At 72.0% G+C, this 23,054-nt stretch carries 23 protein-coding genes; 12 read left to right on the top strand and 11 right to left on the bottom strand.

The window, feature by feature from the left end; genetic code table 11:
- The first annotated feature begins 57 nt into the window (after positions 1 to 57).
- From FB467_RS06785 to FB467_RS06760, 6 genes are read left to right on the top strand one after another with little or no spacing between them, the layout of a single operon-like run.
- Positions 58 to 690, top strand: coding sequence for a uridine kinase family protein (locus FB467_RS06785; RefSeq protein ID WP_228393269.1), 633 nt, complete (start codon positions 58 to 60; stop codon positions 688 to 690).
- 12 nt (positions 691 to 702) lie between these two features.
- Entirely contained in the window at positions 703 to 1,986 is a 1,284-nt protein-coding gene (locus FB467_RS06780; protein WP_141784420.1) for a DUF7847 domain-containing protein, read from the top strand.
- A complete protein-coding gene (locus FB467_RS19285; protein ID WP_141784419.1) occupies positions 1,979 to 2,614 on the top strand; it encodes a DUF4129 domain-containing protein in 636 nt (211 codons plus the stop codon). Before FB467_RS06780 ends, FB467_RS19285 begins: the two co-directional genes overlap by 8 nt.
- Positions 2,611 to 3,780, top strand: a complete 1,170-nt coding sequence (locus FB467_RS06770; protein WP_141784418.1) for a DUF4350 domain-containing protein — start codon at positions 2,611 to 2,613, stop codon at positions 3,778 to 3,780. Before FB467_RS19285 ends, FB467_RS06770 begins: the two co-directional genes overlap by 4 nt.
- Positions 3,780 to 4,766, top strand: a complete 987-nt coding sequence (locus tag FB467_RS06765) for an AAA family ATPase (RefSeq protein ID WP_141784417.1) — start codon at positions 3,780 to 3,782, stop codon at positions 4,764 to 4,766. Before FB467_RS06770 ends, FB467_RS06765 begins: the two co-directional genes overlap by 1 nt.
- Positions 4,767 to 4,815: 49 nt before the next feature.
- Entirely contained in the window at positions 4,816 to 6,111 is a 1,296-nt protein-coding gene (locus tag FB467_RS06760; protein WP_141784416.1) for a DUF58 domain-containing protein, read from the top strand.
- Positions 6,112 to 6,150: 39 nt separating this feature from the next.
- Here the strand turns inward: FB467_RS06760 and FB467_RS06755 are convergent, their stop codons facing one another.
- Positions 6,151 to 7,146 (bottom strand): stage II sporulation protein M, encoded by a 996-nt coding sequence (locus FB467_RS06755; RefSeq protein ID WP_141784415.1) that lies wholly within the window; start codon positions 7,144 to 7,146, stop codon positions 6,151 to 6,153.
- A 50-nt stretch (positions 7,147 to 7,196) separates the two neighbouring features.
- Between FB467_RS06755 and FB467_RS06750 the strand changes: the two genes are divergently transcribed.
- Together FB467_RS06750 and FB467_RS06745 are read left to right on the top strand one after the other, a co-directional pair.
- On the top strand, positions 7,197 to 8,012 hold the full coding sequence (locus FB467_RS06750; protein WP_141784414.1) for an RDD family protein: 816 nt from the start codon (positions 7,197 to 7,199) through the stop codon (positions 8,010 to 8,012).
- Positions 8,009 to 9,220 (top strand): threonine/serine exporter family protein, encoded by a 1,212-nt coding sequence (locus FB467_RS06745; protein WP_141784413.1) that lies wholly within the window; start codon positions 8,009 to 8,011, stop codon positions 9,218 to 9,220. The genes FB467_RS06750 and FB467_RS06745 overlap by 4 nt, the downstream gene beginning before the upstream one ends.
- A 32-nt stretch (positions 9,221 to 9,252) precedes the next feature.
- On the opposite strand, the gene FB467_RS06740 is transcribed toward FB467_RS06745, so the two are convergent.
- Both FB467_RS06740 and FB467_RS06735 read right to left on the bottom strand, forming a co-directional pair.
- Positions 9,253 to 10,407 carry an adenosine deaminase gene (locus FB467_RS06740; RefSeq protein WP_211350569.1) on the bottom strand — a complete coding sequence of 385 codons (1,155 nt, stop codon included), beginning with the start codon at positions 10,405 to 10,407 and terminating at the stop codon, positions 9,253 to 9,255.
- The gene (locus FB467_RS06735; RefSeq protein WP_141784412.1) at positions 10,397 to 10,747 is read right to left on the bottom strand and encodes a cupin domain-containing protein; all 351 of its coding nucleotides are present in this window, start codon (positions 10,745 to 10,747) and stop codon (positions 10,397 to 10,399) included. The genes FB467_RS06740 and FB467_RS06735 overlap by 11 nt, the downstream gene beginning before the upstream one ends.
- Positions 10,748 to 10,780: 33 nt before the next feature.
- Between FB467_RS06735 and deoC the strand changes: the two genes are divergently transcribed.
- Genes deoC through FB467_RS06720 form a run of 3 tightly spaced genes read left to right on the top strand, consistent with a single transcriptional unit; the run spans position 10,781 to position 14,153 of the window.
- A complete protein-coding gene (gene deoC, locus FB467_RS06730) occupies positions 10,781 to 11,788 on the top strand; it encodes a deoxyribose-phosphate aldolase (RefSeq protein ID WP_141784411.1) in 1,008 nt (335 codons plus the stop codon).
- A 26-nt stretch (positions 11,789 to 11,814) separates the two neighbouring features.
- Complete coding sequence (locus FB467_RS06725; protein ID WP_141784410.1) at positions 11,815 to 13,263, top strand: aldehyde dehydrogenase family protein; 1,449 nt, start codon at positions 11,815 to 11,817, stop codon at positions 13,261 to 13,263.
- Positions 13,260 to 14,153: an aldehyde dehydrogenase family protein gene (locus FB467_RS06720; protein ID WP_141784409.1), complete on the top strand. Its 894-nt coding sequence runs from the start codon at positions 13,260 to 13,262 to the stop codon at positions 14,151 to 14,153. The genes FB467_RS06725 and FB467_RS06720 overlap by 4 nt, the downstream gene beginning before the upstream one ends.
- 25 nt (positions 14,154 to 14,178) lie before the next feature.
- Here the strand turns inward: FB467_RS06720 and FB467_RS06715 are convergent, their stop codons facing one another.
- The 4 genes from FB467_RS06715 to FB467_RS06700 form a co-directional block, all read right to left on the bottom strand.
- On the bottom strand, positions 14,179 to 14,853 hold the full coding sequence (locus FB467_RS06715; RefSeq protein WP_170230607.1) for a sortase: 675 nt from the start codon (positions 14,851 to 14,853) through the stop codon (positions 14,179 to 14,181).
- Positions 14,854 to 14,875: 22 nt separating this feature from the next.
- Positions 14,876 to 15,061, bottom strand: a complete 186-nt coding sequence (locus FB467_RS06710; RefSeq protein WP_141784407.1) for a hypothetical protein — start codon at positions 15,059 to 15,061, stop codon at positions 14,876 to 14,878.
- A gap of 3 nt (positions 15,062 to 15,064) precedes the next feature.
- The gene (locus FB467_RS06705) at positions 15,065 to 16,141 is read right to left on the bottom strand and encodes a glycosyltransferase family 2 protein (protein ID WP_141784406.1); all 1,077 of its coding nucleotides are present in this window, start codon (positions 16,139 to 16,141) and stop codon (positions 15,065 to 15,067) included.
- 216 nt (positions 16,142 to 16,357) lie between these two features.
- Positions 16,358 to 17,644: a thymidine phosphorylase gene (locus FB467_RS06700; RefSeq protein WP_141784405.1), complete on the bottom strand. Its 1,287-nt coding sequence runs from the start codon at positions 17,642 to 17,644 to the stop codon at positions 16,358 to 16,360.
- 36 nt (positions 17,645 to 17,680) lie between these two features.
- Here FB467_RS06700 and FB467_RS06695 point away from each other — a divergent pair, with 36 nt between their 5' ends.
- Positions 17,681 to 18,367: a hypothetical protein gene (locus FB467_RS06695; protein WP_141784404.1), complete on the top strand. Its 687-nt coding sequence runs from the start codon at positions 17,681 to 17,683 to the stop codon at positions 18,365 to 18,367.
- Between the two features lie 25 nt (positions 18,368 to 18,392).
- Here the strand turns inward: FB467_RS06695 and FB467_RS06690 are convergent, their stop codons facing one another.
- From FB467_RS06690 to FB467_RS06675, 4 genes are read right to left on the bottom strand one after another with little or no spacing between them, the layout of a single operon-like run.
- A complete protein-coding gene (locus FB467_RS06690) occupies positions 18,393 to 18,806 on the bottom strand; it encodes a cytidine deaminase (RefSeq protein WP_141784403.1) in 414 nt (137 codons plus the stop codon).
- Positions 18,807 to 18,819: 13 nt separating this feature from the next.
- The gene (locus FB467_RS06685; protein ID WP_141784402.1) at positions 18,820 to 20,115 is read right to left on the bottom strand and encodes an ABC transporter permease; all 1,296 of its coding nucleotides are present in this window, start codon (positions 20,113 to 20,115) and stop codon (positions 18,820 to 18,822) included.
- A complete protein-coding gene (locus FB467_RS06680; protein WP_141784401.1) occupies positions 20,112 to 21,416 on the bottom strand; it encodes an ABC transporter permease in 1,305 nt (434 codons plus the stop codon). Before FB467_RS06680 ends, FB467_RS06685 begins: the two co-directional genes overlap by 4 nt.
- Positions 21,413 to 22,999 carry an ABC transporter ATP-binding protein gene (locus tag FB467_RS06675; protein WP_141784400.1) on the bottom strand — a complete coding sequence of 529 codons (1,587 nt, stop codon included), beginning with the start codon at positions 22,997 to 22,999 and terminating at the stop codon, positions 21,413 to 21,415. Before FB467_RS06675 ends, FB467_RS06680 begins: the two co-directional genes overlap by 4 nt.
- Positions 23,000 to 23,054: the final 55 nt, after the last annotated feature.

Here is a 23,054-nt window from a genome sequence, read left to right as displayed (position 1 = left end):
CCGCCGGGCCCCGACGGGTGAGGTGCGACGCGACCGGTCCACCTACACTGTCGCTCCGTGACGGCCGCCGACTCCCCCAGCCCCACCCGCGTCGTCGTGCTCTGCGGCCCCAGCGGCGCCGGCAAGTCGCGGCTGGCGCGGCGTCTGCACGACACGCACGGGTGGCCCGTCGTCCAGCTGGACGACTTCTACCGCGAGCTCGGGGACCCCGACCTGCCGATGAGTCCTCTGGAGGGGCTGCCGGACTGGGACGACGTGCGGTCCTGGTGCCTGACGGACGCGGTCGACGCCCTGACGACCCTCTGCCGGGAGGGCTCCGTGGAGGTGCCGGTCTACGACATCTCCACCTCTCGGGTGTCCGGTCGGCACCGGGTGATCACCGGCGGTCATCCGATCGTGATCGCGGAGGGCATCTTCGCCGCCCACACCATCGCCCCGCTGCGGGACCGCGGACTGCTCGGCGCCGCCTGGTGCGTCCGGGGCCGACCGTGGAAGACCTTCGCCCGCCGCCTCGCCCGGGATCTCGCCGAGCGCCGCAAGCCACCGCTCACCCTGGTGCGCCGGGGACTGGCCCTGCGTCGCGCCGAACCAGGTATCGTCGGGGCGCAACAGGCCCTGGGTGCCGAGCCGATGACCGCACGCGAGGCGGAGGAACTGAGTCGGGACCTGCCCAGCGCCTCACACGCCTAGGGAGGGCAGCAGATGGGACAGCCGCCGCAGGAGCCGCGCGGCTGGCGCGTGCCCGGGGCGGACGACGACCCGGACCCCGGCCCGGGAGCCGGCCACGACGACGGTTCCGGCACCCAGCCCATCCCCCAGGACGGCACCCGGCCCATCCCGCAGGACGGCACCCGGCCCTTCCCGCAGTACGGCCAACCCCCGGCATACGGGCAGCCTCCCGCATACGGCCAACCCCCGGCATACGGGCAACAGCCCCCCGGGTACGCCCAACCTCCCTCCTACGGACAACCCCCGGCCTACGGGCAGCAGCCCCCCGGGTACGCCCAACCCGGACAGTACGGCTCACCCACCGGGGGCGCCTGGCACCAGTTGCCCCCGGAGCAGCTGATGCGGCTGAACAAGCCCGGGGTCATCCCGCTGCGGCGGCTCACGATGGGCGACATCTTCGAGGGGTCGCTGCGGACCATGCGGCGCAATCCCGAGGCCACCATCGGGATGGCCGTCCTCGTGCTGGGCATCATGCTGGTGCCCTCGTTGCTGCTCTCGCTGTACCTGCCGCGGCTGTTCGACCTCGCGCTGACCGACCAGGTGGCCCTCGCCAGCCTGATCCCGAACCTGCTGACCAGCATCGCGACGCTGGCGCTGAGCGGGTTCGTGATCTACGTGGTGAGCGAGGCCGCGCTCGGCGACAGGGTCGGGATCGGCCAGACCTGGCGGGCGGTCCGCGGCCGGCTGCTGGCGCTCGTCGGGGTGACCCTGCTCGTCTTCGTGGGGCTGCTGGCCGTCGCGCTCGCCATCGTCCTGGTCTCCACGCTCCTGGTCGTCGCGCTCGGCCCGGTCGGCGCCGTCCTGCTGGTGCCCGTGATCATCGGGTGCGTCCCCCTGTTCCTGTGGCTCTACGCTCGGTTGTCGCTCGCCTCCGCCGCGGTCGTCCTGGAGAAGGCCGGGCCGGTCACCGGGATCAAGCGCTCCTGGGCGCTGACCACCGGCAGCCAGGCCTGGCGGGTGCTGGGGATCACCATCCTCGCCGGGATCCTGGGGTTGATCTTCTCGGTGGCCGTCAGCTCGGTCTTCGTGTTCGCCCTGGGGGCCCTGCTGAACCTGGGCACCGGCGACGGCACGGCCCTCTTCTACGGCCAGGTCGTCCTCGACCACGTCGTCTCCCTCGTCGTCAACGCCGTGGTGACCCCGTTCACCGCCGGCGTGGCCGCCCTGCTCTACCTGGACCAGCGGATCCGGCGGGAGGGCCTGGACGTCGGGCTGGTCAAGGCGGCGCAGGAGCGTGCGGCCGGCCGCGGTGCCTGACGTGTTCGCCGGTTTCCTCGACCCGGACCGGGACGAGGCGCGCGACCTGCTTTCCCGGGAGCTCAGCAAGAGCGACTACCACCGTCCCGAGTCCTTCGTCCGCAAGGCCGTCGGATGGCTGCTGGAGCGGATCGACGGGCTGATCGAGATCCTGCCCGGTTCCTCCGGCCTGTCGACCCTGTTGCTCGGGGCGGTCCTGGCGCTGGTCCTGGTGGCCGTCGGCTTCGCGGTCCGGGGGACGCGCCGCGGTAGCCGGCTCCGCGAGCCGGGGGCGCGCCCCGTCCTCGACGAGCCGGGGATGTCGGCCCAGGACTACCGGGACCGGGCAGCAGCCGCGGTCCGGGCCGGCGACTGGGACGCGGTGCTGCTCGACTCCTACCGGGCCATCGCGGCCGGCGCCGAGGAACGCACCCTGCTCGACGAGCTGCCCGGCACCACCGCGCACGAGGTGGCCGTGGGGCTGCGCGGCCCGTTCCCCCAGCACGCCGACCAGATCGGCCAGGCAGCCGACCTGTTCGACGCCGTCTGCTACGGCGACCAGCACACCGATCAGCAGGAGGCGGAGCGGGTGCGTGAGCTCGACCGCGTCCTGGCCCGCACCCGTCCGGCCCGGGCACTCGTCGGATGACCGGGGCGCGCACCCGCCGTCTCGCCCTCTGGGTCGGCGTGCTGCTCGTGGTGGCCGTGGCCTCCGCGGTCCTCGCCGGGATGCGCGGCAGCAACCAGTTGCCGCTGGACCCGGAGAACCCCGAGGACGGGGGCATGGCGGCGCTCGCCCGGGTGCTCGAGCAGCAGGGCGTGGAGGTCACCATCGCCCGCGGGCTCCCCGCCCTGGAGCGGCAGGACACCGGCCCAGGGACGACGGTCCTGGTCTCCGGTACCTCGCTGCTCGGGACCCAGGCCGGCGACACCCTGATGGCCCGCACCCGGGATGCCGACACCCTCCTCGTGCTGAACCCCTCGCAGAACGTGGGCGACCTCCTCGACCTCCCGGTGCGGGTCACCGAACGCGGCCTGAGCTCTCCCGCCGGGGCCGGGTGCGAGGACACCGCCACGAACTGGCGCGAGGGGGACCGGCTGGCCAGGGGGGACGTGCTCGTCGACGTCACGGGGGACCGCGAGTTGGCGCGGGCCTGCTTCCCGCCCAGCCCGGGCTACAACGCGGGTGGCGCGATGTCCGGGTATGTCGTGCAGCTGGCCGGCGACACCGACCGGCCGCTGGTCGTGCTGGCCGGGATCGGCAGCGCGCTGACCAACGAACACATCGAGACCGAGGCCCACGCCGCGATCGGCCTCCGGCTGCTGGGCGCGAGCGAACGGCTCGTCTGGTACGTCCCGGCACCCGGGGACGCCGGCGAGGACGCGACCGCCCAGTCGCTGATCGACGTGCTGCCCGACCTCGTGGTCCCCTCGACCGTGCTGCTCCTGGTGGCCCTGGCCACCACGATGGTGTGGCGGGGCCGCCGCCTGGGCCGGGTGGTGACCGAGCCGCTGCCCGCGGTCGTCCGCTCGGTGGAGACCACGCAGAGCCGCAGCCGGATGTACCAGCGTGCCGGGGACCGACAGCGGGCCCTGGCCTCGCTGCAGCTCGCGGCCCGGCGCCGGATCGCGGTCCGGCTCGGGCTCCCGGCGACCTCCGACCCCGGGACCGTGGTGCAGCAGACGGCCCTGGCCACCGGTCGGCATACCGATGAACTGCGGCGGGTGCTCGCGGACCCGACCGCGCCCGATGACGAGACACTGGTCCGGATCGCCCGCGAGGTGCGGTCCATCGAGGAAGGGATGATCGGCTGATGACGACGTCGCAGCAGGAGCACGGACAGCGCAGCCCCGAGCAGGCACGGGAGGCGCTGCACCGGGTCCGCGCCGAGGTGGCCAAGGCCGTGGTCGGTCAGGACGCGGCCGTGTCGGGGATGATCGTGGCGCTGCTGGCGCGGGGGCACATCCTGTTGGAGGGGGTGCCGGGGGTGGCCAAGACTCTGCTGGTGCGCACCCTGGCCACCGCCCTGGACGTGGACACCAAACGGGTCCAGTTCACCCCGGACCTGATGCCCGGGGACGTCACCGGGTCGCTGGTCTACGACTCGCGCAGCAGCGACTTCGAGTTCCGTCCGGGCCCGGTGTTCACCAACCTGTTGCTGGCCGACGAGATCAACCGCACGCCACCCAAGACGCAGTCCTCGCTGCTCGAGGCGATGGAGGAACGGCAGGTGACGGTGGACGGGTCGCCGCGCCCGCTCCCCGACCCGTTCCTCGTCGCCGCCACCCAGAACCCGGTGGAGTACGAGGGCACCTACCCGTTGCCGGAGGCCCAGCTCGACCGCTTCCTGCTTAAGGTCGTCCTGCCGGTCCCGCCGCGGGAGGACGAGTTGGAGGTCCTCCGGAGGCACGCGGGCGGCTTCACCCCCCGGGACCTGGCCGCCGCCGGGGTGCGACCGGTGGCCGGCCCGGCCGACCTCGCAGCCGGGTCCGCGGCCCTGCGGTCGGTCCAGGTCGCCCCGGAGGTCGCGGCCTACATCGTCGACATCGCCCGGGCCACCCGGCAGTCCCCCTCGCTGCAGCTCGGGGTGAGCCCCCGGGGCGCCACGGCCCTGCTGGGCACCAGCCGGGCCTGGGCCTGGCTCAACGGCCGGGGCTTCGTCACCCCCGACGACGTCAAGGCCCTCGCCCACGGCACGCTCGCGCACCGGCTGTCGCTGCGCCCCGAGGCCGAGCTGGAGGGCGTCTCGGTCACCTCGGTGCTGGACAGCGCCCTCAACGCCGTGCCCGTCCCCCGCTGACGCACCGGCCACGACAGACCTGACCACACCCACGCACGGAGGAGGACCGGTGGCACTGACCTGGCGGGCCGCGGCGCTGGTGCTGCTCGGGCTGTTCCCGGTGGCCCAGTGGCCCTCGATGACCACCGTCCGGTGGTGGGTGCTCGGCTGTCTCCTGGTCTTCCTGGCCGACCTGCTCCTCGCCCCCAAGCCGTCCTCGCTCTCCCTGGACCGCTCCGCGGACACCCAGGTGCGCCTCGGCGAGCCCGCCTCGACCACGCTGCGGGTCGGCAACCCCGGACGGCGCCGGGTCCGGGGCAGGATGCGGGACGCCTGGGTCCCGTCGGCCGGGGCCCGCGGCGACCCGCACACCGTGGACATCCCGGGTGGCGAGCGGCGCCGGTTCACCACCGACCTGCTCCCCACCCGCCGCGGCGACCGCCGCACCGACGCGGTCACCCTCCGGCTCACCGGCCCGCTCGGGATCGCCGCGCGGCAGCAGTCGTTCCGCGTCCCGGGCTCGGTCCGGGTGCTGCCCCCGTTCCACTCGCGCAAGCACCTGCCGAGCCGGCTCGCCCAGTTGCGGCAGATCGACGGCCGGTCGGCGGTGCGCACCCGCGGGCAGGGCACCGAGTTCGATTCCCTGCGCGACTACGTCGAGGGGGACGACGTGCGCTCCATCGACTGGCGGGCCACCGCCCGCCGCCAGCACGTGGTGGTGCGCACCTGGCAGCCCGAGCGGGACCGCCGGGTGATCCTGGTGCTGGACACCTCACGCACCAGCGCGGCCCGGATCGAGGACCAGCCGCGGCTCGACGCGGCGATGGACTCCGCCCTGCTGCTGGCCGCCCTGGCGTCCAGGGCCGGCGACCGGATCGACCTGATCGCCGGAGACCGGCAGATCCGGGGACGGGTCACCCCCAACACCGACCGCACGGCGCTGCTGCACCAGCTGGTCACCGTGATGGCACCGATCGAGCCGGTGCTCGTGGAGGCGGACTGGACGATGCTGGCCGGCCGGGTCACCGCCCTCACCCGGCGCCGCGCCCTCGTCGTGCTGCTCACTGCCCTGGAACCCGCGGCCGTCGAGGAGGGGTTGCTCCCCGTGCTGCCCGCCCTGACCGCGCACCACCGGGTCGTCCTCGCATCGGTGGCCGACCCGGAACTGGGCCGGATGCGGGAGGACCTCTCGGACCTGGAACACGTCTACGACGCCGCCGCGGCCGAACGCACGATCTCGTTGCGGCGGCGCACCGGCGACGCGCTGGAGCGGATGGGCGTGCACGTCCTGGAGGCCGACCCGGAGGCGCTACCCCCGATGCTGGCCGACCACTACCTGGCGCTCAAGGCCCAGGGCCTGCTGTAGCGCCTGCACCTGCCGGTGTCCGGGGGCCGCCGCCGGCGCTCAGCCGGCGGTCGGGGCGGAGGCCGCGACAAAGGACTCGTCCACGTCCCCGCTGACGCCCCGGCGGACCGCCGCACGCCCGAGGGTGAAGACGTAGGCGAGGAACAGCAGGAGGGCCAGCACCCCGATGCCCACCCGGGCCCAGGTCGGCAGGGGCGAGGGGGTCACGAACGCCTCGATGAGGCCGGAGACGAGCAGCACCACGACGAGGCCGAGGGCGACCCCCGCGGCGGTGCGGCCCTCCCTGCCGAGGGAGGCCAGGCGGGTCTGCGGCCCGGGATCCACCCACGCCCAGAACAGGCGCAACCCCACCCCGGCGGCGACGAAGACGGCGGTCAGCTCGAGCAGCCCGTGCGGGGTGATCAGCCCCCAGAAGACGTCCGCCCGGCCGTGCTGGTGCATCAGCGAGCCGATGACGGCGACGTTGGAGACGTTCTGCCAGAGCACGTAGACCACCGGCAGCCCGAGCACCCCGAGGGCGATGCACTGCGCGGCGACCCACGCGTTGTTCACCCACACCTGGGTGGCGAAGCTGCTGGCGGCGTGCTCGGAGTAGTAGGACTCGAACTGCACGTCGACCAGCTGCTGGACCTCCACCGGCGACAACAGGGTGTTCTCGACGACGGGGTGGTAGTACAGCCAGGACCCCAGCGCCAGCCCGACCAGGACGCTGATGATCGCGGTCAGCCCCCACCACCAGCGGAGCCGGTAGAGCGCCGCGGGGAAGTCCTCGACGAAGAACCGGCCGACCCCTGCCCACGACATGCTCCGGGCCCCCGCCGAGCGTTGGCGGGCCCCGGCCAGGATGGTCGACAGGTGGGTCACCAGCGAGGGGTCGGGAGCGGTCGAGCGGACCATCGACAGGTCGGTCGCCACCCGCTGGTAGCCGTCGAGCAGCTCGTCGGCCTGCTCCCCGTCCAGCCGCCGCTGCCGGGACAGGTCGGACAGCCGTTGCCACCCACCCTGCCTGCGCGAGACCAGCGCGTCGAGATCCACCGTCCCAGGATAGGCGGCGGGGACCCACGGGTCGGTACGCTGACCGCACCATGGCGGCTCGGGGCATCTTCGAACGCGACGGCTTCGTCACCTCCGAGGCCGTCGAGATCGACCTGCCCCCCGCGACCCTGCCGCTCCGGATCGCCTCGGGCGCGATCGACCTGATCATCGTCTTCGTGCTGCTGGCCCTCATCGTCTGGATAGCGCCCTGGTCGCTGGTCGGCAGCGACCTGGCGCTGCTCCAGGCCCTGGTCATCCTGATCGTCGTCTCGGCCTTCGTCGCGGTCCCGGTCACCCAGGAGACGCTGACCCGGGGACGCACCGTCGGCAAACTCGCCCTCGGGCTGCGCACGGTCCGCGACGACACCGGCCCGATCGGCTTCCGGCACGCCCTGATCCGGGGGCTCACCGGGTGGGTCGAGATCTGGCTGACGCTCGGTGGCGTGGCCGTCCTGGTCGCGGCCACCAACGACAAGGGCAAGCGCCTGGGCGACCTGCTGGCCGGCACCTACGTGGTCCGCGACCGCAGCCGGCTCCAGCTGCCGCCTCCCCCGGCGATGCCCGACCTGCTGATGGGGTGGGCCCAGGACACCGACATCGGGGTGGTGCCGGACGCGCTGGCCGTGGCCGTGCGCCAGTTCCTCGCCCGCAGCGGCGACCTCACCCCGCCGGCCAGGGCCGCCACCGGGACGGCGCTGTATGCCGACCTGATGCGTCACGTGGCCCCGCCGCCTCCGCAGGGGGCGCACCCCGAGGCGGTGATGTCCGCGGTCATGGCCGAGCGGCGGCGCCGCGACATGATCCGGCTCGACCGGCAGGACCGCCTCCGGGCCAGGGTCCTGGGCCCCGACCCGTTGGCCCGATGACCGACGGGGACGCCCGCACCCTGCTCGCCGAGCTCGGCGCAGCGATGATCGCGACCGGGCAGCCGGTCCACGAGATCGAGGCCGAGCTGGTGGCCCTGGCGGCCCGGCTGGGGCACCCCGACGCCCAGATCGGCGCGGGCCCGACCAGCCTGACCATCGCGCTCGCCAGCGGCGACCCGGCCACCTTCGAGCAGGTCACCTCACCGCTGCGGCTGGACCAGGCGACGCAGGTGCGACGGATCCGGCACCAGCTGCACCACCGGCAGATCAGCGGCACGACGGCGATGGCCGAGCTCACGGAGTTGCGCCGGTTGCGGCCCCGCTATCCCTCCTGGGCATCCGGTCCGGCCCTGGTCCTGGTCGCCGTGGGGATCGCCGGGCTGCTCCAGCCCGGCTGGCCGAACCTGGTTGCCGCGGCGCTGGGCGCCCTGGCGGTCGACGCGCTGATGCGGCTGGCGCGGCGGCACCACCTGGTCGCCACGCTGCTGCCGACCCTCGCGGCGCTGGTGGTGGCGGTCCTCGTGTTGTCCGCGGCCCGCGCCGGCCTCCTGGAGGGGGCACTGCGGACCATCCTCCCGCCGATCGCGCCGCTGCTCCCGGGCGCCCTCATCGTCACCGGGATGTCCGAACTGGCCGCGGGGCAGATGCAGGCCGGCTCGGCCCGACTCGTCCACGGCGTCGTCCAGCTCGGCCTGTTCGCCCTGGGCATCGTTTCCGCCCTGTACCTCCTGGGCCTGCCCGCGACCACCCTGCTCAACGTGCGGGTCGACGACCTGGGGTGGTGGGGTCCTCCGGTGGGGCTGCTGCTCATCGCGATCGGGATCAGCCTGATGGAGAGCGTGGCCGTGCGGGAGGCGCCCTGGGTGCTGGTGGTGCTGCTGCTGGCGTACGGAGCGCAGTTGTTGGGTCAGCACCTCGGCAGCGTGTCGCTGGGCGGGTTCCTGGGTGCCGTCGCGGCCAGCCTCGGCGCCACGCTCGTCGAGCTGCGTCGGCCCAACGTGGCCCGGTTGGTGCTCTTCCTGCCGGCGTTCTGGCTGCTGGTCCCCGGGAGCCTGGGCCTGGTCGGGGTGAGCCAGCTCGTGGTCGATCCCTCGTCCGCGGTGGAGTCCGTGCTGGGCGTCCTGGGGCTGATGGCGGCGATCGCGCTCGGGCTGCTCGTGGGCTCCGCCCTGGGGGACGCACTCCGGAACAAGGTCCGGCCCGACTGACCGGCGCGAGGACCGCGCCGGGCACCGCTCGGTCAGCCGTCGTAGGCGGGTTTCACCACGTCCTCGATGATCGCCAGCCGCTCGTCGAAGGGCAGGAAGGCCGACTTCAGCGCGTTGACCGTGACGCGCCGCAGGTGCGCGAGCTCCCAGCCCGCCCGGTCCACCAGCAGCCCCATCTCCCCGCTCATCGAGGTGCGGCTCATCAACCGGTTGTCGGTGTTCAGCGTCACCCGGAAGCGCAGCCGGTCCAGCAGCGTGATCGGGTGCGCCGCAATGGTCGGGGCGGCACCGGTCTGCAGGTTGCTCGAGGGACACATCTCCAACGGGATCCGTCGGTCCCGCACGTAGGCCGCGAGGGCGCCCAGGCGGACCGCGGCCAGCATGTCGTCGGTCCACTCGGCATACGGGGTCTCGACCTCGGTCACCGGCACGCCGTCCAGGGTCAGGTCGTCCACCAGCCGCACCCCGTGCCCGAGCCGTTCGGCCCCGCACCACTGGATGGCCTCCCAGATGCTCGGCAGCCCGAACGCCTCCCCGGCGTGGATCGTGAAGTGGGCGTTCTCCCGGCGCAGGAACTCGAAGGCGTCCAGGTGCCGGCTGGGTGGGAACCCCGCCTCGGCACCGGCGATGTCGAACCCGGCGACTCCGTCACCCAGGTGCCGGACGGTCAGCTCGGCGATCTCCCGGGAGCGGGCCGCGTGCCGCATCGCGGTCAGCAGGGTCCGGGCGACGATGGGCCGTCGGCCGGACCCGGCGACCTCCTCCATGCCCTCCTGCACCCCCCGGTGCACGGCCAGCACGACCTCGTCCAGGTCCAGTCCGCCGCGCAGGTGCTGTTCCGGGGCGTAGCGCAGCTCGGCGTAGACCACACCGTCCGAGGCCAGGTCGAGCACGCACTCCCGGGCCACCCTGGTCAGCGCCTCCGGGGTCTGCATCACGGCGAGGACCTGGTCGAAGGTCGACAGGTAGCGCTCCAGCGAGCCGGAGTCGGCCGACTCGGCGAACCAGTCCGCGAGCGCCGACTCCTCGGTGGCCGGCAGCCCGTCGTAGCCGACCTCGTCGGCCAGGTCGATGATGGTCTGCGGCCGGAGCCCACCGTCCAGGTGGTCGTGCAGCAGCGCCTTGGGCAGCGCCCGGATCTGCTCCGGACTCGGCGCGGTCGTCGGGGTCGGGGGTTCAGTCGTCACGATGGGCACTCTCCGGGGTGAAGGCGGGGACACACACGGCCAGGTACTCGGCGCCCTGGTCGCCGGTGGAGTAGCGGACCCACTCCCCGGACCGGGTCAGGATCGCCTCGCCGGCCGCCACCGTCTCGCTGCCCCCGTCGTGCTCCACCCGGACCTCGCCGGCGATCACGTAGGTCACCTCGTCGAAGTCCGGTCGTTGACCCGGCTCCTGCCAACCGGCCGGGGCCACCATGTGGGCGACCGAGTAGTTCCCGTGCTGCGTGCTGGCCTTGCCGGCCAGCTCCTCGATGACCTTGCCACCGGGGACCGGGATGCGGACGGGGTCGAGTCGGAGCGGCATGCCCCGAGTCTAGGGGCCGTTAGACTCCGGCAGGTGAGCACCGACACCGCCGTCGACCCCGACGCCACCGCGACGACCCGGGAACGGGCCCGCGACATCCTCGGGGTCTCCCGACTGACCAACAGCGCGCTGACCTCCTGGCTGCACGGCCTGCCGGGGGTAGACGAGGTGGGGGCCGACGCCCGCGCCGCCACGTTCGGCACGCGTTCCATCAAGACCACGGCCAAGGCCTGGGCGATCGACGCCGCGATCTCGATGATCGACCTGACCACCCTGGAGGGCGCGGACACCGCCGGCCGGGTGCGGGGCCTGTGCACCAAGGCGCTGACCCCGGACCCCAGCGACCTGAGCACACCCCGGCCCGCGGCCGTATGCGTGTACGGCGACATGGTGGCCACCGCCAAGGCCGCCCTGGGCTCCAGCGGGATCAAGGTCGCGGCCGTGGCCACGGCCTTCCCGAGCGGGCGCGCCAGCGTCGCGGTCAAGCTGGCCGACGTCGCCGACGCCGTCTCGGCCGGGGCCGACGAGATCGACATGGTGATCGACCGGGGGGCCTTCCTCTCCGGCGACTACCTGACCGTGTTCGACCAGATCGTCCAGGTGAAGCAGGCCTGCGGCGACGCCAGGCTGAAGGTCATCATGGAGACCGGTGAGCTGGTCACCTACGACAACGTCCGTCGCGCCTCCTACCTGTCGATGTTGGCGGGCGGCGACTTCATCAAGACCTCCACCGGCAAGGTGTCGCCCGCCGCGACCCTGCCGGTCACGCTGATCATGCTCGAGGCGGTGCGGGACTGGCAGGACCTGACCGGCACCCAGGTGGGCGTCAAGCCCGCCGGCGGGATCCGGAGCAGCAAGGAGGCGATCAAGTTCCTGGTGACGGTCAACGAGATCGCCGGCGAGGCCTGGTTGGACCCGCAGTGGTTCCGGTTCGGCGCCTCCAGCCTGCTGAACGACCTGCTGCTGCAGCGTCAGCGGATCCGCACCGGCGCCTACTCGGGCGCCGACTACATCGCCGACGACACCCCCAGCCTCTACTAGAGGCAGAAGGACCGAGGACCACCCAGATGGCAACGTTCGAATACGCACCGGCGCCGGAGTCCCGCGCCGTCGTCGACCTCAAGAGTTCCTACGGGCTGTTCATCAACGGCGAGTTCGTCGAGACCGATGGCGGCTCGACGTTCAAGTCGATCAGCCCGGCGACCGAGGAGGTGCTCGCCGAGGTCACCGACGCGAGCCCCGCCGACGTCGACAAGGCAGTGGCCGCGGCCCGCACGGCATACAGCCGGGTCTGGTCCCGGATGTCCGGTGCGGACCGGGGCAAGTACCTCTTCCGCATCGCGCGCATCCTGCAGGAGCGGGCGCGGGAGTTCGCGGTGCTGGAGAGCCTGGACAACGGCAAGCCGATCAAGGAGTCCCGCGACGTCGACATCCCCACCGCGGCGGCGCACTTCTTCTACCACGCCGGCTGGGCCGACAAGCTCGGGTTCGCCTCGCTCGGCGCGGACCCGAAGCCCTACGGGGTGGTGGGCCAGGTCATCCCCTGGAACTTCCCGCTCCTGATGCTCTCCTGGAAGATCGCGCCGGCCCTGGCCACCGGCAACACGGTCGTGCTCAAGCCGGCGGAGACCACGCCGCTGACCGCGCTGCTGTTCGCCGAGGTGTGCCAGCAGGCCGAGCTACCCCCCGGGGTGGTCAACATCCTCACCGGCGCCGGGGAGACCGGCCGCGCCCTGGTCGAGCACGAGGGGGTGGACAAGGTCGCCTTCACCGGCTCGACGGCCGTCGGCAAGGCGATCGCGCGGGCCATCGCCGGCACCCGCAAGAAGGCCACCCTGGAGCTGGGCGGCAAGGCCGCCAACATCGTCTTCGACGACGCGCCCATCGACCAGGCGGTCGAGGGCGTGGTCAACGGCATCTTCTTCAACCAGGGCCACGTCTGCTGCGCCGGATCGCGGTTGCTGGTCCAGGAGTCGGTCGCCGAGGAGTTCGAGCGCAAGCTCAAGCGGCGGCTGGAGACCCTCCGGGTGGGCGACCCGCTGGACAAGAACACCGACATCGGTGCGATCAACTCCCGCGAGCAGCTCGACCGGATCCACAACCTGGTCAGGATCGGCGAGGAGGAGGGGGCGACCCGCTGGTCCCCCGAGTGCGAGCTGCCCAGCAACGGGTTCTGGTTCCGCCCCACCGTGTTCACCGGGGTCAGCCAGACCAACCGGATCGCCCAGGAGGAGATCTTCGGGCCGGTGCTGTCGGTGCTCACCTTCCGCACCCCGCAGGAGGCCGTGGCCAAGGCCAACAACACCCCCTACGGGTTGTCCGCCGGGATCTGGACCGACAAGGGGTCCCGGATCCTGTGGATGGCCGACCAGCTGAAGGCCGGGGTGGTGTGGGCCAACACGTTCAACAAGTTCGACCCGACCAGCCCCTTCGGTGGGTACAAGGAGTCCGGCTACGGCCGGGAGGGCGGGCGCCACGGGCTGGCGGCCTACGTCAGGACGGGAGCAGACGCATGAGCCGGGTGGATGTCCGCAAGACGTACAAGCTCTACATCGGGGGCAAGTTCCCCCGCAGCGAGTCCGGTCGCAGCTACGAGGTCTTCTCCTCCGGCCGCTCCCCCGCGTTCCTGGCGAACGCCGCGCAGGGGTCCCGCAAGGACGCCCGCGACGCGGTGAAGGCAGCGCGCGGCGCCCTGTCCGGCTGGGCCGGCGCCACGGCCTACAACCGCGGGCAGGTGCTCTACCGGGTGGCCGAGGTCATGGAGTCCCGACGCGCCCAGTTCGTCGGCGAGGTCCAGGCGGCCGAGGGGCTCACCGCCGCGAAGGCCGAGGCCACCGTCTCCGCCGCGATCGACCGGTGGGTCTGGTATGCCGGGTGGTCCGACAAGTACGCCCAGGTCCTGGGCGGGTTGAACCCGGTCGCCGGACCGTTCTTCAACATCTCGGCGCCGGAGCCGACCGGCGTGGTGGCCGCCCTGGCACCGCAGCAGTCCTCCCTGCTGGGTCTGGTCTCGGTCGTCGCGCCCATCGTGGTCTCGGGGAACACCGCGGTGGTGCTGGCCTCGGAGGACCGACCCGTCCCGGCGATCACCCTCGCCGAGGCACTGGCCACCTCCGACGTCCCCGGCGGCGTGGTGAACCTGATCACCGGTCGCACCGCCGAGGTCGCCCCGTGGCTGGCCTCGCACCGCGACGTCAACGCGATCGACCTGACCGGGTCCGCGGGCGTGGACGGGCTGGCCTGGGGCGACCTGGAGGAGGCCGCCGCCGAGAACCTCAAGCGCGTCCTGCGCCCGGCCGGCAGCGGCACCACGGCGGTCGAGCCGGACTTCACCCAGGTCCCGGACCTGCACCGGCTGGAGGCGTTCCTGGAGACCAAGACCGTCTGGCACCCGAAGGGGCGCTGACCACCCGCCACCGACCGGGCGGCGCTCACGCGGGCGCCGCCCCCGTCAACTCGAACCTGGCCACCAGCCGCTGGGCGTTGCTGTAGCGCGGGTGGCAGGTGGTCAGCGTCAGGACCCGCTCGTCCGCCACGGGGTCCAGGACCCAGACGTCCTCGGGCGCCACGACGAAGGACTCCACCCAGGTGTAGGTGTAGACCCGACCGGCGGACTCCACAGAGATGACGTCGCCGGCTTGCAGGCCGTCCAGGTCGGGTACCAGCCCGCGGTGGGCTGCGACGGCGAAGTTGCCCTCCTGGCCGGGCCTGGCGGTCCCCGGGTAGTGTCCGACGCCGACATCGAGGTCGGTCGCCGATACCGACGGTCGGAGCACCGCCTCCAGCCCCTGCGAGGGGATGGTCACCAGGCCGGAGACGACGGACGGTGCCGTGGCCAGCGGCGGAGGGTCCCTGTCGACCGGACCGACGACGTTGGCCGATCCGTCCTCGCTGTCCGGGCCACCCCGGTCGCTGGCCCCTGCCGGCGGCGCGCTCAGCTGGGTCGGTCCGACAGGTGTTCCCGGGCCGACGGGGGCAGGCGCCTCCTCGCGCGCTGCCGCGACCGCGGCCGCGGCCCGTGAGCGCAGGCCGCCTTCCGAGTCGTGGTGCACCCAGAGCGCGATCCCGAGCAGGACCAGGCCGGCGATGAGCAGGAGGCTGCCCACCCACCGAGAGCGCACGGCAGGCTCAGGCCCAGTGGCCCGAGTCGATCGAGGCACGAGACGCCCGGCGCGGACCGATCCGCAGGACGGCCGCGCCCAGGGCCAGGAGCGCGAACGCCGCCAACCCCAGCCACAGGCTGTTCGTCCCGGTCATCGCCAGCATGCCACCCGAACCACCGGCGGCCATCGGGGCGGAGATGTTGTTGTACATGGGTCACCAATCTCTCGTGCGGTTGAGTGCAGCGTCGGCGTAGGCCTTGGCGTGCACGATCTGGAGGAAGAGGTCGATGGTCAGTTCGTACATCGAGGCTGACAGGACCATCTGCCGCCAGCCCCGATAGCGCACCGTCACGACGCGCTCGATCACGAAGACGCCGGTCACTGCGAGCCAGAATGGGTGGATGTGCACCCCACCGGCGGCCAGTGCCCAGACGAGCGTCCCCAGGTAGATGAAGGTGACCAGGACACCCAGGGCGGTCAGGAGTTGCCGGCCCCAGTAGCGCCAGGTGACGGCGGTCAGCCCGTACTGGAAGCAGTTCTCCACGGCCCCGCGCTTCCAGCGCAGCCGCTGCTTCCACAGGTCCCCCCACGAATCCATCACCTCGGTCACCAAGGTGCAGTCCGTCGGCGAGGCGATGGTGTAGCCGAGGTGCAGGAGCGCGAAGGACAGTTCGTTGTCCTCGGTGAGGACGGTGGTGTCATAGACCCCGCCCGCCCCGTCGCCGGCCGGGATCCGCCCCTCCAGACGCGCCCGGGAGACCGCGCCCAGGGTGGCGGCCCGGAAGAGTGCGGCGGTGCCGGTGACGACCAGGCACCGGCCGCCCAGCCGGTGGACGTCTCGGGCGTACCGGGCGTACTCGTTGCGCTGGAGGTGCCCCACGAAGCCGCCACCCTCCGACCCGGCGAAGACGCCGCCCACGGCGCCCAGGTTCGGGTGGCGTCGGGGACGCCGGACCAGGTGGCGTTCGGCGTTCTCCAGGAAGTCCGGGGACAACACCGAATCGGCGTCCTGCACCAGCACCAGTGCGTCCTCCCCCACGCGCGGAAGGAGTTCGCGCAGGGCCTGGTTCAGGGCTCCCGCCTTCTTGGCCGTGTTCCCGACCGTCTCCATCACCTCGACCCCGTACGAGGCCGCGATCGCGACAGTGGCGTCCGTGCAGTTGTCCGCAACCACCAGGATCGAGTCTGGCGGCCGGGTCTGGGTCAATAGGCCCTCGATGGTCGCCCCGATACCGGCCGCCTCGTTGTGCGCCGGCACGAGCGCATGGATGGGAACGGCAGCACCAGCCATGAGAACTCCCCTCGGGCCCCAGGGCAGGGGAAAGTCCCCCGTCCTGCGGGTCAGCAGTCAGTGACCAGAGGGGCTCCCTTCGAAGCCGCTCTGTTGGGTGCGCCGACCGGCGACCCAGCAGTAACGTAAAGGGAAGTTAAAGAAAAAGCAAGTTCGCGTCTAACTTGTGTCTGGTTTCCTCAAGTTTTGTACTGGTCGACTCGGAGGATGTCGGCCTCAGGCGGAGACCCGGTCGATCACGAGCGGCCCGGGCTGGACGCTGCTGTCGGCGATGTCCCAGGCACCGTCCAGCGCCTCGGTAGCACGGGCGAACCGTTCGGGGGTGTCGGTGTGCAGGGTCAGCAGCGGCTGCCCGGCGCGGACCTGGTCGCCGGGCTTGGCGTGCAGCTCCACGCCCGCGCCGGCCTGCACCGGGTCCTCCTTGCGGGCCCGCCCCGCGCCGAGGCGCCAGGCCGCCACCCCGACCGCGAGGGCATCCAGCCGGCTGAGCACCCCGTCGGCCTCGGCGGTCACCACCTGGGTCTCCCGGGCGACCGGCAACGGGGCGTCGGGGTCCCCGCCCTGCGCGGAGATCATCTGCCGCCAGACATCCATCGCCCGCCCGTCGGCGAGCGCATCGACCGGGTCGGTGTCGGTCACCCCGGCGGCCTGGAGCATCTCGCGGGCCAGGGTCACGGTCAGCTCCACCACGTCGGACGGTCCGCCGCCGGCGAGCACCTCGACGCTCTCCCGCACCTCGAGGGCGTTCCCGGCCGTCAGCCCCAACGGGGTGCCCATCTCGGTCAGCAGGGCGACCGTCGTGACACCCGCATCGGTGCCCAGCCCGACCATGGTCCTGGCCAGTTCCCCGGCCGACGCGGCGTCCTTCATGAACGCCCCTGACCCCACCTTGACGTCGAGGACCAGGGTCCCGGTGCCCTCGGCGATCTTCTTGCTCATGATCGAGGAGGCGATGAGCGGGATCGCCTCCACGGTCCCGGTGACGTCCCGCAGCGCGTACAACCGCTTGTCCGCCGGGGCGAGCCCGGCACCGGCCGCACAGATCACGGCCCCGACGTCCTCGAGCTGGCTCATCATCGCCTCGTTGCTCAGGTCGGCCCGCCAGCCGCGGACCGCCTCGAGCTTGTCCAGGGTGCCTCCCGTGTGCCCGAGCCCCCGGCCGGAGAGTTGGGGCACCGCGACGCCGCAGGCGGCCACGAGAGGGGCCAGCGGCAGGGTGATCTTGTCGCCCACCCCTCCGGTCGAGTGCTTGTCGGCGGTGGGGCGCGACAGGGCCCCGAAGTCCATCCGCTCGCCCGAGGCGATCATCGCCGCGGTCCAGTCGGCGATCTCCCGCCGGTCCATCCCGTTGAGCAGGATCGCCATGGCCAGCGCGGACATCTGCTCGTCGGCCACCACCTCGCGGGTGTAGGCGTCGATCACCCACCCGATCTGCTCACTGGTCAGCTGCTGCCGGTCCCGCTTGGCGCGGATGATGTCGACCGTGTCGAAGGCTTCGCTCATGGGCCCATCCTGCCAGGCGTGTGCCATCCTGAGCCGGTGAATGTCGCCCAGACCCTTTCCCTCGTCGTGCCGGCCGTCCAGGACTTCAAGCGCAGGTCGATGACCCGCAGCGACGGGGAGCAGACGCTGTTCCCCACGCTGGTCGCCCTCCGGGACGACCGGGTGCTGTGCGTGGTCACGGCACCACGGCCGGCCATCACGCTGTCCTGCGCCCCCACGGTGGCGGTGGGGCTGGCTCCGCAGTCCCTCGTCTTCGCCGCCCAGGTGAACCTGCCGGCGCAGGAGGCCACGGAGGACCACGAGGGTCAGCAGGCCGGGTCGGGGCTGGCCTACACGACGATGTCCCGGGACCGGCAGGCCGCGATGGCGGTGCAGCGGTATGCGCCCGGTCCCGACGGGGAACTCCTCTTCGGCCGTCCGGCCAAGGCCGAACCGCAGGACCGCTCCGTGATGGATGCCCTCGCCGGCGCCATGTCGCACCAGCCCCTCGACCCCGCGACCGTGGTCGACAAGCAGGCATCCGGCGCCAAGGGGGACAAGGTCTACCTGCCCGCCGAGCGGGGCCGCCACGTGCTCGACTCGAGCACCGCCACGGCGCTGCTCGGCAAGGTGAAGGGGGTCGCGGGCAGCGTGCTGTTCCTGGCGGGATCGCCGGCCCACGCGACCAACCTGCTCGGCCACGGGATGCCGCAGGAGCTGCTGTTGGGGCACGGCGCCGACTGAGCGCCCGGACGGCGACGGCGCCGGCTCAGCGCACGGCGTCCAGGTCCTCCGGCCCGAAGGCCTGGGGCAGCACCTGCTCCATCGTGCGCTCCCCCTCGGGGGTGAGCATGCGGCAGGCCGCGCCGCCGTGCTCCCAGATCAGCTGGCGGCAGCGTCCGCAGGGCATGATCAGTGCCCCGTCCCGGTTCACGCACAGCACGGCGACGAGACGACCGCCGCCACCGGCCACCAGGTCCGACACCATGCCGCACTCGGCGCAGAGCGTGACGCCGTAGCCGGCGTTCTCCACGTTGCAGCCCACGACCACCCGGCCGTCGTCCACCAGGCCGGCTGCACCGACCGGGTAGTGCGAGTACGGGACGTAGGCCAGGGCCGCCACCTGACGGGCGCGGTCCTGCAACAGCGCCCAGTCCGGTCCGGTCGAATGGTCCTGCGTCACGGTCGGTCTCCCCTCACTTGGTGTACGGGATGCCCTCGGCGGCCGGCGGGCGGACCCGTCCGACGAATCCGGCGACCGCGAAGATGGTGATCACGTAGGGCAGCATCAGGAGCAGCTCGGAGGGCACGCTGGAGCCGATGGTGCTCAGCACGTTGCCCAGGTTCTTGGAGAAGCCGAAGAGCAGCGCGGCCACCACCGCACCCTTGGGGTTCCACTTGCCCAGGATCATCGCGGCCAGCGCGATGAAGCCGTTGCCGGCCGACATCTCGCGGCCGAACGCGAGCCCGGAGCCCACCGTGAAGAACGCCCCGCCCAGTCCGGCGATCGCGCCGCCCAGGATGGTGTTCCACACCCGCCGCGGGTTGACCTTGATGCCGACCGTGTCGGCCGCCTTGGGGTGCTCGCCGACCGCGCGGGTGCGCAGCCCCCAGCGGCTGCGGAACAGCATGATCTGCAGCAGCACGATGACGGCATACATGATGTAGACCAGGATCGTCTGCCGGAACAGCACGGGGCCGAGCACGGGGATCTGGCTGAGCAGCGGGATCTCCAGGATCCCCAGCGGCTGCCGGCTGTTCCAGGTCGACACGTCGGCCCGGAGCACCGTGGAGAAGAAGAACCCGGTCAGTCCGAGCACCAGGGTGTTCAGCACGACCCCGACGATGAGCTGGTTCACGTGGTACTTCACCGAGAACCAGGCGAGGACGGCGCCGACCGACGCACCGGCCAGGGGCGCCCCGACCAGGCCCAGGTAGGGCTGGGCGAACAGTGAGGCGATGACCGCGGCCGCGAACGCACCGAACAGCAACTGGCCCTCGATGGCGATGTTGATGATGCCGGAGCGTTCGCACACCACCCCGGAGAGCGCGCCGAAGATCAGCGGGACGGACAGCGCCAGCGCGCCGGCCAGCAGGGAGGTGACCGGGATGACGCTGGTCTTGCCCGCGCCGACCCACACCAGGAACCCGACCACGAACAGCAGGCCGACGGTGGCGTTCAGCCACATCGGGATCGGGCGGCGGGCACGGGTCAGCCAGAAGGCGTAGGCGGTGGCCGCCGCCAGCAGCAGGGTCAGGACCCAGGCCGTGGCCGCCGCAGGGACCCCGAAGTTCGGGATGGTGAACCAGCCCGACCCCGACGCGATCTGGAAGGTCGTCTCCCCCTCGGGCGCCCCGACGGCGAACCCGAGCAGGCAGACCAGGGTGGCCACCGCGAAGACGATGGGGGTCTTGTAGCTGATCCGCTGGGCCACCGCGCTCATGTCGTCGGCGGGGGTCCCGGCGGCCAGCGGGACGACGGGGGTGCTCATGCCGCCGCCTCCTTCTTCGTGACGGGTGCCCGGGAGGGCGCATCAGGATCGGGCAGCCGGAAGATGCTGCGCACCAACGGCGGGGCCGCGATGAGGAGCACGATGACGGACTGCACGACGAGGATGATGTCGATCTCGGTGGCGGTGATCCGTTGCATCAGCGAGCCACCGGCCTTCAGCGCACCGAACAGCAGGCCGGCCAGGAAGGTGCCCAACGGTCTGGACCTGCCCAGCAGCGCCACGGTGATCGCGTCGAATCCGTAGGAGGCGGCGACCCCGGCCGTCAACGACCTCTCAGTGCCGAGCACCTGTGCGGTCGCCGCGAGGCCGGCGAGGCCACCGGCGATCACCATGGTGATCACGGTGATCCTGCCGACCGACATACCGGCGGTCCGGGCCGCGTGCGGGTTGGCACCCACCGCGCGCAGCTGGAACCCGATGGTCGAGCGCTCCAGCAGCCACCACACGAAGAGGGTCGCCAGGATCGCCACGACGAGGCCCCAGTGCAGCCGGAAGCTGTTGCCGGGGACCAACCAGTCCGGGATCAGCCGGGGGTAGAGGGCCGAGTCCAGCACGGCCGGGCTGCGCTGGCCCGAGCGGCCGGGGTTGAACACGGCCTGCTTCAGGGTCCAGGCGATGCCGTAGACGGCGATCCAGTTGAGCATGATCGTCACGATCACCTCGTTGGCGCCGGACGTGGCCTTCAGGACACCGGGGATCGCGCCGTAGAGCGCGCCCCCGACCAGTGCACCCAGGATGGCCAGGATCAGGTGCAGGCCGATCGGCAGGTCCCAGGCGAAGCCGATGTAGCTGGCCAGGATGGCACCCACGATGATCTGGCCCTGGGCGCCGATGTTGAACAGGCCCGCCCGGAAGCCGACGCTGATCCCGAGCCCCGCCAGGATCAGCGGGATCGCGTAGACGAAGGACTCGGTGATCGGCCGGATGGAGTCGGCGAAGGACGCCGCGCGCCAGTCGAAGACCGCGCCCCGGAACATGGCGACGTAGGCGTCGCTCACCGAGGTCCAGGCCGCCCCGAGCAGGTCAAAGGGCCGGGCGAAGAAGTAGCCGGCGGCCTCCTGGACCCGCTCGTCGGCCAGCGCGATCAGGAACCCGCCGAGGACGAGGGCCACGACGATGGCCAGGAAGGAGATGGCCGCGTTGCCGTTGACGATCTGCCGCAGGGCAGCCCGTCCCTGGTCGCCGCCCAGGCCTTCCTGGTCGGTGCTCGCGGCTGGGTCCTTGGGAGGTGTCTCGTTCGGGGGTGTCTCGGGGTTGGTCGCGGGACGTTCCTCGGTCACGACAGGCCCTCCTCGTTGTCAACAGCGAGATCGGCGGCGGCCAGCGTGGAGTGGTGCTTGGCCGCCTCGGCCTGCGCCTCCTCCAACGGCACACCGGCCATCATCAGTCCGAGCACGTCACGGTCGACGTCGACATTGTCCACGATGCCCACGATCTTGCCGCGGTACATGACCGCGATCCGGTCGGCGAGCGCGAGCACCTCGTCCAACTCGGTGGACACGATGATCACCGGCGTGCCCTGGTCCCTCTCCCGGACGATCCGCTTGTGCACGAACTCGATGGAGCCGACGTCCAGGCCACGCGTGGGTTGCGAGGCGACGAGCAGGCTCAGTGGTCGGGACATCTCCCGCGCGAGCACCACCTTCTGCGCGTTGCCGCCGGAGAGGGTGGAGATCGGGTCACCCACGTTGGTGTAGCGGACGTCGAACTCCTCGGTGCGGTGCAGCGCGTTGGTGTGCACCTCCGAGGGCGACATCTGCACGCCCCGGGCGAACGGCTCGGTGTCGTAGAGGTCGAGGATGAGGTTCTCGGCGATCGAGAAGGTGGAGATCACGCCGTCGGTCGACCGGTCCTCGGGCACGAACCCCAGCCCAGCCCGCAGTCGCTTCTTGATCCCGAGGTCCAGCAGGTTCTTCCCGTCGAGCTCGATCTCGCCGGCGGAGGCGTCGGTCATCCCCAGGATGGTCTCGGTGAGCTCGGTCTGACCGTTCCCCTGGACCCCGGCGATCGACAGGATCTCCCCACCGCGGACCGAGAAGCTCACCCGGTCGACGACCGCCGTGCCGTTGGCGTCGTGCACGGTCAGGTCCCGCACCTGGAACGACTCCGGCCCCGGCTGGGCCGATTCCTTGGCGACGGTCAGGCTCACCGAGCGGCCGACCATCATCGAGGCCAGCTCGGTCTCGCTGGAGGTCGGGCTGGCTTCGCCCACCACCTTGCCACGCCGTATGACGGTGATCCGGTCGGCGATCGCGCGCACCTCGCGCAACTTGTGGGTGATGAAGACGATCGAGGTCCCGGCCTGCTTGAGCTCCTCCATGATGCTGATCAACTCGTCGGTCTCCTGGGGCGTGAGCACCGCGGTGGGCTCGTCCAGGATGAGGACGCTGGCGTCGCGGGAGAGCGCCTTGATGATCTCCACGCGTTGCTGCACCCCGACCGGCAGGTCCTCGATCACGGAGTCCGGGTCGACGTCGAAGCCGAACCGGGAGGAGATCTCCTGCACCCGGCGGCGCGCCGTGCCTAGGTCGAGCAGCCCGCCCGGCCCGGCGGGCTCGTAGCCCAGCGCCACCGACTCGGCGACGGTGAAGACCGGGACCAGCATGAAGTGCTGGTGCACCATGCCGATGCCCGCCGCGACCGCGTCCCCGGGTCCGGAGAAGGTCACGGGTCGGTCCTCGAGCAGGATCTGACCCCCGTCGGGCTCGTACAGGCCGTAGAGGACGTTCATCAACGTGCTCTTGCCGGCACCGTTCTCCCCCAACAGCGCGTGGATCTCCCCGGGTTCGACGACGAGATCGATGTGGTCGTTGGCTACCAGGGGCCCGAAGGTCTTGGTGATGCCACGCAACTCCAGCTTCATGGGTGTCCTGCTCCCGTCACGGTGGGTCTGCGATCGGCACTGATCAATGCGGTGA

It is taken from the genome of Ornithinicoccus hortensis (assembly GCF_006716185.1).
Taxonomy (GTDB): Bacteria; Actinomycetota; Actinomycetes; order Actinomycetales; family Dermatophilaceae; genus Ornithinicoccus; species Ornithinicoccus hortensis.
This window is presented reverse-complemented; position numbering and strand designations above follow the sequence as displayed.

Bases quoted from the DNA above. Each gene is read 5' to 3' on its own strand.
- FB467_RS06710 (WP_141784407.1), bottom strand. From the start codon at position 15,061: ATGTACAACAACATCTCCGCCCCGATGGCCGCCGGTGGTTCGGGTGGC.
- FB467_RS06750 (WP_141784414.1), top strand. From the start codon at position 7,197: ATGGCGGCTCGGGGCATCTTCGAACGCGACGGCTTCGTCACCTCCGAG.
- FB467_RS06770 (WP_141784418.1), top strand. From the start codon at position 2,611: ATGACCGGGGCGCGCACCCGCCGTCTCGCCCTCTGGGTCGGCGTGCTG.
- FB467_RS06780 (WP_141784420.1), top strand. From the start codon at position 703: ATGGGACAGCCGCCGCAGGAGCCGCGCGGCTGGCGCGTGCCCGGGGCG.
- FB467_RS06735 (WP_141784412.1), bottom strand. From the start codon at position 10,747: ATGCCGCTCCGACTCGACCCCGTCCGCATCCCGGTCCCCGGTGGCAAG.
- FB467_RS06685 (WP_141784402.1), bottom strand. From the start codon at position 20,115: ATGAGCACCCCCGTCGTCCCGCTGGCCGCCGGGACCCCCGCCGACGAC.
- FB467_RS06700 (WP_141784405.1), bottom strand. From the start codon at position 17,644: ATGAGCGAAGCCTTCGACACGGTCGACATCATCCGCGCCAAGCGGGAC.
- FB467_RS06725 (WP_141784410.1), top strand. From the start codon at position 11,815: ATGGCAACGTTCGAATACGCACCGGCGCCGGAGTCCCGCGCCGTCGTC.
- FB467_RS06720 (WP_141784409.1), top strand. From the start codon at position 13,260: ATGAGCCGGGTGGATGTCCGCAAGACGTACAAGCTCTACATCGGGGGC.
- FB467_RS06675 (WP_141784400.1), bottom strand. From the start codon at position 22,999: ATGAAGCTGGAGTTGCGTGGCATCACCAAGACCTTCGGGCCCCTGGTA.
- FB467_RS06745 (WP_141784413.1), top strand. From the start codon at position 8,009: ATGACCGACGGGGACGCCCGCACCCTGCTCGCCGAGCTCGGCGCAGCG.
- FB467_RS06705 (WP_141784406.1), bottom strand. From the start codon at position 16,141: ATGGCTGGTGCTGCCGTTCCCATCCATGCGCTCGTGCCGGCGCACAAC.
- FB467_RS06765 (WP_141784417.1), top strand. From the start codon at position 3,780: ATGACGACGTCGCAGCAGGAGCACGGACAGCGCAGCCCCGAGCAGGCA.